At 72.3% G+C, this 12583-nt stretch carries 12 protein-coding genes; 3 read left to right on the plus strand and 9 right to left on the minus strand.

From position 1 onward, the window contains the following. Nucleotides 1-228 precede the first annotated feature (228 nt). From OG702_RS02455 to OG702_RS02465, 3 genes are all read left to right on the plus strand, one after another. Nucleotides 229-3627 (plus strand): CARDB domain-containing protein, encoded by a 3399-nt coding sequence (locus OG702_RS02455; RefSeq protein ID WP_327287199.1) that lies wholly within the window; start codon nt 229-231, stop codon nt 3625-3627. Between the two features lie 268 nt (nt 3628-3895). After that, a complete protein-coding gene (locus tag OG702_RS02460; protein ID WP_327287200.1) occupies nt 3896-4438 on the plus strand; it encodes an EF-hand domain-containing protein in 543 nt (180 codons plus the stop codon). Between the two features lie 177 nt (nt 4439-4615). After that, entirely contained in the window at nt 4616-4969 is a 354-nt protein-coding gene (locus OG702_RS02465; protein ID WP_327287201.1) for a PRC-barrel domain-containing protein, read from the plus strand. 148 nt (nt 4970-5117) lie between these two features. Here the strand turns inward: OG702_RS02465 and OG702_RS02470 are convergent, their stop codons facing one another. From OG702_RS02470 to OG702_RS02510, 9 genes are all read right to left on the minus strand, one after another. After that, complete coding sequence (locus OG702_RS02470; protein ID WP_442814279.1) at nt 5118-6017, minus strand: SigB/SigF/SigG family RNA polymerase sigma factor; 900 nt, start codon at nt 6015-6017, stop codon at nt 5118-5120. 128 nt (nt 6018-6145) lie between these two features. Next, the gene (locus OG702_RS02475; protein WP_327287202.1) at nt 6146-7159 is read right to left on the minus strand and encodes an iron-containing redox enzyme family protein; all 1014 of its coding nucleotides are present in this window, start codon (nt 7157-7159) and stop codon (nt 6146-6148) included. Continuing rightward, complete coding sequence (locus OG702_RS02480; RefSeq protein WP_442814280.1) at nt 7143-7445, minus strand: CDGSH iron-sulfur domain-containing protein; 303 nt, start codon at nt 7443-7445, stop codon at nt 7143-7145. Before OG702_RS02480 ends, OG702_RS02475 begins: the two co-directional genes overlap by 17 nt. Further along, entirely contained in the window at nt 7429-8115 is a 687-nt protein-coding gene (locus OG702_RS02485) for a HemK2/MTQ2 family protein methyltransferase (protein WP_327287203.1), read from the minus strand. Before OG702_RS02485 ends, OG702_RS02480 begins: the two co-directional genes overlap by 17 nt. Nucleotides 8116-8510: 395 nt before the next feature. Then, nucleotides 8511-8789, minus strand: coding sequence for a hypothetical protein (locus OG702_RS02490; protein ID WP_327287204.1), 279 nt, complete (start codon nt 8787-8789; stop codon nt 8511-8513). Nucleotides 8790-8922: 133 nt separating this feature from the next. Further along, entirely contained in the window at nt 8923-9891 is a 969-nt protein-coding gene (locus OG702_RS02495) for an LLM class F420-dependent oxidoreductase (RefSeq protein ID WP_327287205.1), read from the minus strand. 55 nt (nt 9892-9946) lie between these two features. After that, the gene (gene ligD, locus OG702_RS02500) at nt 9947-10873 is read right to left on the minus strand and encodes a non-homologous end-joining DNA ligase (RefSeq protein WP_327287206.1); all 927 of its coding nucleotides are present in this window, start codon (nt 10871-10873) and stop codon (nt 9947-9949) included. 2 nt (nt 10874-10875) lie between these two features. Further along, the gene (gene ligD, locus OG702_RS02505) at nt 10876-11889 is read right to left on the minus strand and encodes a non-homologous end-joining DNA ligase (protein WP_327287207.1); all 1014 of its coding nucleotides are present in this window, start codon (nt 11887-11889) and stop codon (nt 10876-10878) included. After that, complete coding sequence (locus tag OG702_RS02510; RefSeq protein ID WP_327287208.1) at nt 11886-12548, minus strand: DNA polymerase ligase N-terminal domain-containing protein; 663 nt, start codon at nt 12546-12548, stop codon at nt 11886-11888. Before OG702_RS02510 ends, ligD (OG702_RS02505) begins: the two co-directional genes overlap by 4 nt. Nucleotides 12549-12583: the final 35 nt, after the last annotated feature.

Raw genomic sequence — 12583 nt, forward strand, 5'->3', positions numbered from 1 at the left:
GTCAACAACTCGCCAGCCATGTGCAAACCGTTGACAAAGCAGAGACATGATTGCAGCCTTTGACTCGCAAAAAGCTGGCCAAGGTCCCCACTTTTACTGGCTGTTGTTTGCAACTTCATGGCACCGGCCGCTGCCCCAGCATGCCCCCGCGCCGCGCGAGCCGTCGCCGAAGCGGCCAGGAGGCCTCCCCCCACCCGCTCTCTCGTTCCGGACAGAACAGAGGAGACCATGAAACGCAAACAGCTCAGACGCCTGATCACGGGCGTGCTCGCGGCCGGCCTGATCGCCCTCGGCCTCTCCCCCCTCGCCACCTCGGCCGGCGCTGCCGACCGCCCCGACCTGGCGCTCGGCAAACCCGCTTCCGCGGGCGGGTCGACCGGCGGCTATCCCGCGGCCAATGTCACCGACGGGAACCAGGGTTCGTACTGGGAGGGTCCGACGAACGCGTTCCCGCAGGGGCTTCAGGTCGACCTCGGGCACATCGCCGCCGTCGACCAGGTGGTGCTCAAGCTGCCGGCCTCGTGGGAGGCGCGCACCGAGACGCTCAGCGTGCAGGGCAGCACCGACGGGACCGCGTTCAGCACGCTGGCCGCCGCGCAGGGACGGGCGTTCGCGCCGGGCACGGCCAACACCGTGACCATCAGCTTCAGCGCCGCCGACGCGCGGTACGTACGGCTGAACATCACCGGCAACACCGGCTGGCCCGCCGCGCAGGTCTCCGAGTTCGAGATCTACGGCACCGAGGCGACCGATCCCGGCGGTGACCCCGGTGACCCCGGTGACGGCAACGGCACCGACCTCGCCCACGGCAAGCCGATCGAGGCCTCCTCCACGACCCAGTCCTTCGTCGCGGCCAACGCCGACGACGGCCAGCTGGGCACCTACTGGGAGTCCAACGGCTTCCCCGCGACCCTGACCGCGAAGCTCGGCGCGGACGCCGACCTGACCTCGGTCGTGGTCAAGCTCAACCCCGACGGCGTCTGGGGCACCAGGACGCAGAACATCCAGGTCCTCGGCCGCGGGCAGGCCGGCGGCGGCTTCACCTCACTGGCGGCCGCGGCCGCCTACACCTTCAATCCGGCCACCAACCAGAACTCGGTGCGGATTCCGGTGAGCGGCCGGGCCGCCGACGTGCAACTCGCCATCACCGGCAACTCCGGTGCGCCCGGGGCCCAGGTCGCCGAGTTCCAGGTCATCGGAGTCCCGGCGCCCAACCCCGACCTGACGGTCACCGCCCTGTCCTGGTCGCCCGCGGCGCCGGTGGAGACCGACAGCGTCACGGTCAGCGCGACCGTAAGGAACGCCGGCTCGGCGGCCTCCCCCGCCACCACGGTGAACGTCAGCGTGGGCGGCGTGGTCGCGGGCACCGCCCCGGTCGGCGCCCTGGCGGCCGGGGCCTCCGCCACCGTGTCGGTGAACGCGGGGAAGCGGCCGACGGGCAGTTACCCCGTCACCGCGGCGGTGGACCCGTCGGACACGGTGATCGAGCAGAACAACGCCAACAACAGCCTGACGGCGTCCTCCCCGCTGGTGGTCGCCCAGAGCCCCGGACCCGACCTCCAGGTGCTCGGCGTCACGTCGAGCCCGTCCAATCCGGCGGTCGGCGCCTCTGTCTCCTTCACCGTCGCCGTGCACAACCGCGGCACCACCGCCTCCGGCGCCACCACGGTGACCCGGCTGACGGTGGGCGGGACCACGCTCAACACCAACACCCCCTCGGTCGCCGCCGGTTCGACCACGACCGTGAACGTCAGCGGCACCTGGACCGCCACCAGCGGCGGCGCCACCATCGTGGCCACCGCCGACGCGACCGGTGTCGTCACCGAGACCAACGAAAGCAACAACATCTTCTCCCAGCCCATCGTCGTCGGCCGCGGAGCAGCCGTGCCGTTCACCGAGTACGAGGCCGAGAACGGCACCTACCAGGGCACGTTGCTGACCACCGACCGGGAACGCACCTTCGGGCACACCGACTTCGCCACCGAGTCCTCCGGCCGCAAGTCCGTACGGCTCAACTCCACCGGCCAGTACGTGCAGTTCACCTCGACCGTGCCGACGAACTCCATCGTGGTGCGCAACTCCATCCCGGACGCGGCGGCCGGCGGCGGCATCGACGCGACCATCAGCCTCTACGTCAACCACACCTTCGTCCGCAAGCTCACGCTGTCCTCGACGCACAGCTGGCTGTACGGCAGCACCGACGACCCCGAGGGGCTGACGAACCGGCCAGGGGGCGACGCCCGGCGGCTGTTCGACGAGTCCAACGCGTTGCTGAACACCACCTATCCGGCCGGCACCACCTTCCGGCTGCAGCGCGACGCCACCGACACCGCGTCGTTCTACATCATCGACATGGTCGACCTGGAGCAGGTGGCCCCGCCGACCGCCAAGCCCGCCGAGTGCACCTCGATCACCGACTACGGGGCGGTGCCGGACGACGGTATCGACGACACGGCCGCCATCCAGCGAGCGGTCACCGCCGACCAGACGGGCACGATCAACTGCGTGTGGATCCCGGCGGGCCAGTGGCGGCAGGAGCAGAAGATCCTCACCGACGACCCGCTGAACCGCGGGCAGTACAACCAGGTGGGCATCAGCAACGTCACGATCCGCGGCGCGGGCATGTGGTACTCCCAGCTCTACACCCTGACCGAGCCGCAGGACGCCGGCGGCATCAACCACCCGCACGAGGGCAACTTCGGCTTCGACATCGACGACAACACCCAGATCTCCGACATCGCCATCTTCGGCTCCGGCCGCATCCGCGGCGGTGACGGCAACGACGAGGGCGGCGTCGGCCTCAACGGCCGCTTCGGCCAGAACACCCGGATCAGCAACGTGTGGATCGAGCACTCCAACGTGGGCGTGTGGGTCGGCCGCGACTACGACAACATCCCCGCCCTGTGGGGCCCGGCGGACGGGCTGCAGTTCAGCGGGATGCGGATCCGCGACACCTACGCCGACGGCATCAACTTCACCAACGGCACCCGGAACTCGAAGGTGTTCAACTCCTCCTTCCGCACCACCGGCGACGACTCACTGGCGGTCTGGGCCAGCCGCTACGTGAAGGACACCTCGGTCGACATCGGCCATGACAACCACTTCGTCAACAACACCATCCAGCTGCCCTGGCGGGCCAACGGTGTCGCGATCTACGGCGGTTACGGCAACACCGTGGAGAACAACCTGATCTACGACACCATGAACTACCCGGGCATCATGCTGGCGACCGACCACGACCCGCTGCCCTTCTCCGGGCAGACACTGGTCGCCAACAACGCCCTCTACCGCACGGGCGGTGCCTTCTGGGGCGAGGCGCAGGAGTTCGGCGCCATCACGCTCTTCCCGTCCAGTCGCGACATCACCGGGGTCACCATCCGGGACACCGACATCTACGACTCGACCTACGACGGCATCCAGTTCAAGACCGGCGGCGGCAACATGCCGGGCGTCGTGATCAGCAACGTGAAGATCGACAAGTCCGACAACGGCGCGGGCATCCGCGCCCAGAGCGGCGCCCGCGGCAGCGCGACGCTGACGAACGTGACCATCACCGACTCGGCCGACGGCAACATCCTGGTCGAACCGGGTTCGCAGTTCACGATCACCGGAGGCGCCGGCTCCTGACGCCTGCGGGCCGGCCCTGAGCCGGCCGCCCGACTGCCGCACGGGGCTCCGGACTTCGGTCCGGGGCCCCTCTCTGCGTTCTCACTGGGGCCGCCCGCACCCCGAGGGTGACCCTCCGTACACATGTGCCCGTGGGGCCGACCGGGCATCCAAGCCTATAGTTACCCGCTGTCCGCGCCTGTCCGGGCGCCTGCCCCGGCGGTGCACCACCCGCTTCAGCCCGGTTCAGACGGGTTCACTGCCCGGTTCTGCGACGAGGAGGCCGCTCATGGCCAGCGTGTTTCAGGAGCGCAAGCTCAAGGGGATGTTCGCGGCGTTCGACACGGACAGCGACGGCTATCTGCGCGAGGAGGACTTCCGGGCGCTGGTCGCCCGCTGGAGCCGGCTGCCGGGGGTGGGCCCGGGAACGGAGCTGCGCACCCGGGTCGAGACGCTGCTGATGGGCTGGTGGGCGGCGCTGCGGGAAGCCGGCGACACCAACGGGAACGGCGCGGTGGACCTCGGCGAGGTGCTCGCCCTCGTCGACCGGCTGCCCACGATGGTCGCCGACGTCACCGCGACCGCCGACACCGTCTTCGACGCGGTGGACGCCAACGGCGACGGCGTGATCTCCCCGGAGGAGCACCTCAGGCTCGTCGAGACCTGGAACGGCCGGCCGGTGGACGTGGCCGGGGTCTTCGAGCTGCTCGACCTGAACGGCGACGGCCACCTCAGCCGCGAGGAGTTCGCGCTGCTGTGGCGCCAGTTCTGGATCAGCGACAATCCGGCGGAGCCGGGCAACCTGCTCTGCGGGCGGATCCCGGCCCAGTAGCAGCGTCCCGCCAGGCGGTGCCGGCCCGGCAGGGAGCCCGCCAGGTGAGGAGCCCGCCCGTTTGGCACCGTGTCCGCAGGGCAGCCGACCTGGGCAAAGGGAATCACCTGGATTCGCGCACCGAACCCCCGGGCTCGTCCGGAGGGCAAGGGGTGCGCGCGACGGAAAGTTGACGCAGTGACTGACTCCATGTGGGCGCACCAGCCGGCCGCCGGATACAACCCGGGTACCGACCTGGCCGGGTTCCGGGTCGAGGCGACCGACGGAAGCATCGGGAAGGTCGACAAGCACTCGGTCGAGGTCGACTCGTCCTATCTCGTGGTCGACGTCGGCGTGTGGATCTTCGGCAAGCACGTGCTGCTTCCCGCGGCCACCATCAGCTCCATCGACCTCGACCGGCAGACGGTCTTCATCGCCCTGACCAAGGACGAGATCAAGGACGCACCGGAGTTCGACAAGGACAAGCACCTGACCGATCCGGAGCACCGCGCGCAGACCGAGCACTACTACGGGCGCCACCGCCGGGTGTGACCCCCGAGGTGTGACCGCACCCGCGCCCGCCGTCCAGCCCTGCGCTGCCACGGCGGGCGCAAGCACGTCGGCGGCCGTCCGCGCACGTCAGCAGCACACGGATGGCCGCCGCCGGCCGGGGCCGGCGGCGGCGAACAGCCGAGGGGGGTCAGTGCTCGGTGAGCAGCCCGGTGCGGAGCTTCTTCAGGATCCGGCTGAGCAGCCGGGAGACGTGCATCTGGGAGTAGCCGAGCTGCTCGCCGATCTCGGCCTGGGTCAGCTCCTGGCCGAAGCGCAGCTGGAGGATCGTCCGCTCGCGCTCGTCGAGGCGGCCGAGCAGCGGCGCCAGCGACTGGAAGTCCTCGACGAGCTCCATCGCCGGGTCCCAGGCGCCGACCGTCTCGGCGTACGAGCGGCCGGTGTCGGAGCCGGCGTCCTCGCCGTCGCCGCTGGGGAGGTCGAGGGATCCCGCGGTGTAGCCGTTGGAGGCGACCAGGCCCTCGATGACGTCCTCCTCGGACAGTTCGAGGTAGGCGGCCAGCTCGGCGACGGTGGGCGGCGCGTCCAGCACGGCGGTGAGGTGGTCGCGGGCCTTGGCCAGCTCGACCCGCAGCTCCTGGAGCCGGCGCGGGACGTGGACGGCCCAGGTGGTGTCGCGGAAGAAGCGCTTCATCTCGCCGACGATGTACGGCACGGCGAAGGTGGTGAACTCCACCTCGCGGCTGAGCTCGAAGCGGTCGATGGCCTTGATCAGGCCGATGGTGCCGACCTGGAGGATGTCCTCCATCTCCTCGGGGCCGCGGCTGCGGAAGCGCCGCGCGCTGAACCTGACCAGGGACATGTTCATCTCGATCAGGGTGTTGCGCGCGTAGGAGTATTCGGCCGTGCCCTCTTCGAGTGCCTGCAGCCGGTCGAAGAACATCCTGGTGAGCGACCTGGCGTCCTTCGGCGTGACCTTGCCCGCGTCCTCGATCCACGGCAGCTCACCGACCCGGCCTGCCGCACTGGCGAGCAGCGCGGTCGAGCCCGGCTCGACGGACGATACTGCGGGCTGCGTGGATGCGGTCACGTCATCACCTCAGGTTGTGGGCCGGGGGGCCAGATGGCCCGGTGCGGCACGTCTACCCCGCGACCCCAGCCTCATGCAGCCCGCAGAAGATTCTTCTGCAGGCGCAGCACACGGCCTCCCGGCCCCTCTCACCCCAGTGGCCGGACCAGGGCGGATCCTTCCCCGCGCCAGGCGCGCAGCAGATGGGCGGCCAGCCGGTCCTCCAGGAAGACGGTGGCGTCGACGCCGAAGGCGATGTCCGCGGCCAGGTGGGGCTCGTCGGCGAGCAGGCCGCCGACCACCTCGTGCCTGACCATCTGCTCGTGGACCGCGTCGGCCTCCACGTGCTCGCTGTAGAAGCCCTCCGCCGCCGGACCGGCCCCGAGACGGCGCATGCCCGCGGCGAGCCGCCGCGAACCGGGTGAGGAGGTGACCTCGACGCATCCGAAGTGGCCGACCAGCGCCCCGCGCAGGGTGCGGCGCAGGCCGAACAGCGTCATCAGGTTGGTCGTCGCGAGCGCTTCGGCCGGGGCGAGGTCGACGTAGCGGCCGTAGGCGGTGTCGAGACCGAGGTCGGCCATCAGGTCGGCGAAGAGCCGGGCGTGCACGCGCTCGGCCCGGCCGCCGCCGTACTCGTCGAACTCGATGGCGACCATGGCGGCCTTCGCCCGGCCGCGCAGCCGCGGGACGACCCAGACGTGCGGGTCGGCCTCCTTGAGGTGGTACAGCGACCGCAGGGCGGCGTACTCGCGCATCTGCCGCAGGTCACCGGCGTGTTCGAGGTGGTAGGCGACGCTCCCCTCGTGCTCGGTGGGCTCCACCAGCAGGTCGCCGAAGGCGTCGTCGGGAGTGCGGCCGGGCACGTCGGCGCGCAGCGCGCGCAGGAAGCGGTCCTCAAGCGCGGCGCGCAAGGGTGCGAGCGCGGGGGCCCACTCCAGGTCCTCGGGTACTGCGGCGAAGCCGCGGTAGTGCAGCTCGTAGAGCAGGTAGAGGGCCAGTTGCAGGTCGTCGCCGTAGGGGTCGTCGGTGGCCTCCGCCTGCCGTACGTCGTCGAGCGCCGGCGGCCGGTCCGCCGTCAGGGCCGCCACGACGGCAGCCGACAGCGGTCCGCGCGGCTGCGGGACCGCGGGGGCGGCGAGATCGCGCTCAGGCAGGAGTGTCACCGTGGGACTCGTCCTCTCCGGGTCGTCGGGGGCGCCGGTGGCGCCGGTGGCTGGTGTCGCACCAGGGCGCGGTCCGGGTGCGCCGGCAGGTGCACAGCGCGACCACGAACCGGTCGCTGTAGGCGACCGTGCCGTCCTCCCCGACCACCTCGACCGGCCCTTCGACCAGCGTCGGCCCCTCGGGGTCGACGATGACCCTGCGGGGCTGCCGGCCGGGCTCGCCGGGGGCCGGGCCGCCGGCCGGCGCGGCGTGCTCGCGATCGTAGGGTTCAGGTGCGTGCGGCACGGATGACCACCAGTTCCTCATGCTCCTCGGCCGGGCCGACCAGGCCCTGCTCGCGCAGCCAGGCCAGCCGGCCGCCCATCACCGGTCCGAACGGCACCCGGGCCCGGGCGGCGACCTCCGCCGTCAGCCCGGCGCGCCGCAGCTGGCCCAGGGTCGTCTCCACCCCGCACAGGCCGGAGTGCACCATCAGCAGCACCCCGGCGGGGCGCAGCAGCGCGGGGGTGTGCGCGCAGATCCGGTCCACCACGTGCCGCCCGTCGTGCCCGGCGTCCCACGCCCGCGCCCGGCCGCCGACCGGGGGCAGTGCCTGCGGTGCGGGTACGTACGGCGGGTTCGTGATGACCAGGTCGTAGGTGCGCCCGTTGCCCGGACCTGCCAGGTCGCCCCGGCGGACCCGGACGCGCTGGCGCTGCCGTGCCGCGTTGAGGCGGGCGGTCATCACCGCCCGCCACGAGATGTCGGTGGCCGCGACGCGGGCGCCCATCCGCGCGGCCAGTACCGCGAGCGCCCCGCTGCCCGTGCCGATCTCCAGCACGTCGGCCCCGGCCAGCTCGCCCTCCTGCCGCAGCACCCGGCCGAGCAGCCGCGTGTCCGCCTGCGGGGCGTAGACACCCGGCAGCGTCCAGTGACTGCTCGATCGGCGGCGCAGCGGTTCGGCGACGGTCGTCATGGGGGTACCTCCCGGTCGGGGCGGCGCGGCGGAGCGCCCTGCGCCGGCGGTCATCGGGCGCCACCGGGCGCGGTCAGCGGCCGGCACGCCGTGCAGGTCCGTCGTGGGGTCTGCCGGGCTGCCGGCAGGCGTGCCGCACCGGCTCGGTCGAGATGCCGTGGGGGCGGGCCGTCGAACACCAGGGCCTTCATGGGGCCGCTCCTCTCCGAGGGGGATTCCTGATCCGGGGCGGGATTCCTGACGGGCGGGAGTGCCGCTGCGGCAGCTGCGGCCGGAGAGCGCACATCGGGGCCAAAGGCCGCAAAAACGCCCTCTCAGCCCTACGGCTACCCATATGCCGCGGACCACACCTGCGGAGTGGGTCGCTTACGCAGCGGAGCCGGGCCGAGGTGCGGTCACAGCGGCCGGGAGGAGCGGGGCGCGGGGCCGTAGCCGCCCTTGACGCGCCGGTCCTCGCGGCCCTGGTCCCGCAGGCGGCGCAGGCGGGCGGTGAGGAACTGGGCGACCGGCGTCCGGTCCCGGTGCGTGCGCTCGTAGCGGAGCACCAGCTCAAGACCCTCGGCGTCCAGCTGTCTGCTGCGGCTCTCGACGTCCAGCCGGGGCAGGTGGTTGTAGTCGGGTATCGGGAGCTCCTGGGTCACCGGGTCCGGTATCTCGTCGTCGAACAAGTCCACTGTCCTCACCCCTCTCGGGCCCTCAGCCGGCCCCTCGCTCACGTCACAGCGTCGACTACCCACGGAAACGCGGGCAACGCTGCCCCGCCGCGTGACCGGGAAGGATGGGCGGACCGCGGCGGGGCAGCAGGGCTCACAGGGCGTCGCGCAGCGCCGGCAGCAGCGTCTTCTCCGCCCAGGCGAGGAACGGCGCCTGCTGGTCGCCGCCGACCTGGATCAGCGCGACCTCGTCGAAACCGGCGTCGACGTAGGGGCGCACCGCGTCCACGAACGCCTCGACGTCGTCCCCGCAGGGGATCGACCGCGCGACGTCCTCGGGGCGGACGAACTGGGTGGCGCCGGCGAAACCGGCCGTCCCGGGGAGCTCTGAGTTCACCTTCCAGCTGCTGCCGAACCAGCGGAACTGGTCGTGGGCGCGGGCGATCGCGGCGTCGCGGTCGGTGTCGTAGCAGAGCGGCACCTGGCCGACGCGGGGCTTGCCCGCCCCGCCGTGCCGGTCGAACGCCTCTATCAGCTCGCGCTTGGGCTCGGTGGCGATGACCAGGTCCGCGAGCCGCCCGGCCAGCGCGCAGGAGGTCTCGCCCGAGACGGCCACGCCGATGGGCGGCGGCACGTCGGGCAGGTCCCACAGCCGGGCGCCGCGGGCCTCGAAGTACCGGCCCCGGCGGTCGAGCTCGGCTCCTGACAGCAGGTCCCTGATGATCTCCACCGCCTCCTCCAGCTTCTCCAGCCGGACCGGCGCCGGCGGCCAGCCGCCGCCCACCACGTGCTCGTTGAGGTTCTCCCCCGAACCCAGGCCCAGCCGGAAGCGGCCCTCGGAGAGCTGCTGCACCGTCGCGGCCTTCTGGGCGACCACCACCGGATGGTAACGGGTGGTCGGACACGTCACGTACGTCATCAGCGGTATCCGCTCGGTGGCCTGCGCCGCGGCGCCGAGCACGCTCCAGGCGTAGGGCGCGTGGCCCTGCGTGTCCAGCCAGGGGAAGTAGTGGTCGGAGGTGACGGAGAAGTCGAAGCCCGCCCGCTCGGCGCCGACGACGTGGTCGACGAGGTCGCGCGGGCCGGCCTGCTCGGTCATCATCGTGTATCCGATTTGCACCATGATGACCGCCTTACCGGTCATCGCGGGGCGAAACCCGCCCCGCCCGCCGGTCAGGTCATGACAGGCCGGCCTCCTTGCGCAGCGCGGCCAGCCGGCGGCGGGCCGGGCCCAGCGAGCGGCCACGCGGCGCCCCGCGCCACGGATCGGTCTTCAGCAGGTCCTCGACGGTGGCGACGGTCCAGCGCCTGGCGGTCAGCTCCGGGTCCTCGATGTCGTCCCAGGCGATCGGCGCCGCGACGGGCGCGCCGGCCAGCGGGCGGACGGAGTAGGGGGCGACGGCCGTCTGGCCGTACCCGTTGCGCTGCACGTCCAGATACAGCCGGCCGCGGCGGGCGTCCTTGCGCGCCTCGGCCGAGAGGCTGTCCGGGTGCCTGGCGGCCAGCAGTTCCGCGGCGTCACGGGCGAACGCGCGGACGTCGTCGAAGCCGGCCGCGGCGTCCAGCGGGATCACGATGTGCACCCCGCTCGACCCGGTCGTCATCACCGTGGACGGCAGCTCCAGCTCACCGAGCAGGCCGCGCACCCGCACCGCGGCGCTGCGGACCGGTGCGAAGTCGTCGTGCGGCGGGTCCAGGTCGATGACCAGCCGGTCCGGCCGGTCGGCGTGGTCCGCGCGGGACAGGAAGCGGTGCAGCGTCACGCACGCCTGGTCCGCCAGGTACATCAGCGTCGGGGTGTCGTCGCACACGGTGTAGGTGACCGTGCCGCCCTCCTTGGGGAGTTCGACCCGGTGCACCCATTCCGGCACGTGGGCGGGCGTGTCCTTCTGGTAGAAACCGTGCTCGCCGATCCCGCCCGGCCGGCGCTCCAGCGTCAGCGGCCGGGCGCGCAGGTGCGGCAGCATCCGGCGGGCGACGGTCCGGTAGTACGCGGCCAGGTCGGCCTTCGTCAGACCGTCGTCGGGGAAGAGCACCTTGCCGGGACGGTTGATCCGCACCGAGCGGCCGCCGGTGCGGATCGTGGTGTACGGGGTCTCGCTCATCGTCAGGGCCTCCTGGCCGGCGTCTCGCGGGTGACCTCCGCGGCGGACTTGTCCTCGCGCAGGCCGAGATAGCGGGGATGGCGCAGCCGGCCGTCCCGGGTCCACTCGGTGAAGCCGACCTGCACGACGAGTTCGGGCCGCACCCAGTGCGCGCCCCGCTCCCTCACCGCGTCCTTGAAGGGTGAGCGGCCCGTCTCCAGCGCCTCCAGCCGGCTGTGCAGCGCCCGCAGGGTCCGGGTGTCGTAGCCGGTGCCGACCTTGCCCGCGTAGCGCAGCCCGCCGTCCTGCTGGTAGCCGACCAGCAGTGCTCCGAAGCCGATACGGCTGCCCGCGGGCTCGGTGAAGCCGCCGACGACCAGCTCCTGCCCGGCCGCGCACTTGAGCTTGAGCCAGTTGGGCGAGCGGCGGTGCGCGTACGGCGCTCCTGCCCGCTTGGCGATCAGCCCCTCCCAGCCCCAGGCGCACGCCTGGTCGAGGAGTTCCTGGCCGCCGTGGTTGCGGTGCGGCGTGAAGCGCAGCGGCGCGCGGAAGTCCAGGGTGTCCCGCAGCAGCGTCTTGCGCAGCCGCTGCGGCAGCCCGGTGGTGTCAAGGCCGCCGAGCCGCAGCAGGTCGAAGAGGTAGTAGGTGACGACGACACCGCTGGCGCGTACGGCGGCCGGGGCGGTCAGGCCGCTGCGCTGCTGGAGGCGGGCGAAGTCGGTGCGGCCGCGGTGCAGCGCCACCAGCTCGCCGTCCACCACGAAGTCCCCGCTCGGCTGCGCGGCAAGCGCCTCGGCCACCTCCGGGTAGGTGGCGTTCAGCCGCACGCCGGTGCGGGACCACAGTTCCACCTGCCCGTTCTCGCGGGAGGCGAGCAGCCGGACGCCGTCCAGCTTCCGCTCGAAGATCCAGTCCTCGCCGAAGTCCCTGCGGTCGCTGAGCTGCGCCAGCATCGGCTCGCCGGGGTCGGCCGCCGCGGGCCGCAGCAGGCCGCGCTGGCGTTCCGGCAGCCGGGCCAGCACGTCGTCGGGCGTCATGCCGGGCGCCCGTCGTCCGAGGCCGACCAGGTGTCCGCCTCGCCGGCCTCGGCCGCCGCCCTGACCTGCCCGAGGGTGTGGCCGCTGAGCGCGGACCTGGCCCGCCGCGGGTCGGGGGTCGGGTGCCGCGAGGCCTGCGCGTCCGCGTGCTTGACCAGCAGCCAGGCCTCCCCGCCGGGCGCGTCGGAGCCGCGGAAACGGGTCAGCGAGTAGCCGCCGTGCAACTTGTGCCCGTGGAGGCGGAAGGACACATGGCCCCTGCGCACCGCCTCCGCGACGGGCACCGGGGCGCCGCGGCGGTCAGTGGTGAGATTCAGGTAGCTGCCCTCGTCCCAGACGATGACGGCGCCCGCACCGTACTCCCCCGCGGCGATCGCGCCCTCGAAGTCGCGGTAGTCCATCGGGTGGTCCTCGGTCGGCATCGCCAGCCGCTTGACGTGCGGGTCGTCGGACGGGCCCTTCGGCACCGCCCAGGACTTCAGCACGCCCTCCGCCTCCATCCGGAAGTCGAAGTGCATGCTCGTCGCGTCGTGGATCTGCACCACGAAGGACGGCTGCCCGTCGCCCCCGGCGGCGCCGCCCGCGCGCCCCTCGGGTTCGTGCGTCCTGGTGAAGTCCCGCCGACGGTGGTAGTCGGCCAGGGTGTCCTTGGCGGCCATGGCGACCTCCTCGCGCCGGTCTCCGGCTCGTGGCC

It is taken from the genome of Streptomyces sp. NBC_01198 (assembly GCF_036010485.1).
Taxonomy (GTDB): Bacteria; Actinomycetota; Actinomycetes; order Streptomycetales; family Streptomycetaceae; genus Actinacidiphila.

Excerpts from the sequence above, each read along its gene's own strand:
- OG702_RS02455 (WP_327287199.1), top strand. The coding sequence starts at position 229 with ATGAAACGCAAACAGCTCAGACGCCTGATCACGGGCGTGCTCGCGGCC.
- OG702_RS02460 (WP_327287200.1), top strand. The coding sequence starts at position 3,896 with ATGGCCAGCGTGTTTCAGGAGCGCAAGCTCAAGGGGATGTTCGCGGCG.
- OG702_RS02485 (WP_327287203.1), bottom strand. The coding sequence starts at position 8,115 with ATGACGACCGTCGCCGAACCGCTGCGCCGCCGATCGAGCAGTCACTGG.
- OG702_RS02495 (WP_327287205.1), bottom strand. The coding sequence starts at position 9,891 with ATGGTGCAAATCGGATACACGATGATGACCGAGCAGGCCGGCCCGCGC.
- ligD (WP_327287206.1), bottom strand. The coding sequence starts at position 10,873 with ATGAGCGAGACCCCGTACACCACGATCCGCACCGGCGGCCGCTCGGTG.
- ligD (WP_327287207.1), bottom strand. The coding sequence starts at position 11,889 with ATGACGCCCGACGACGTGCTGGCCCGGCTGCCGGAACGCCAGCGCGGC.
- OG702_RS02510 (WP_327287208.1), bottom strand. The coding sequence starts at position 12,548 with ATGGCCGCCAAGGACACCCTGGCCGACTACCACCGTCGGCGGGACTTC.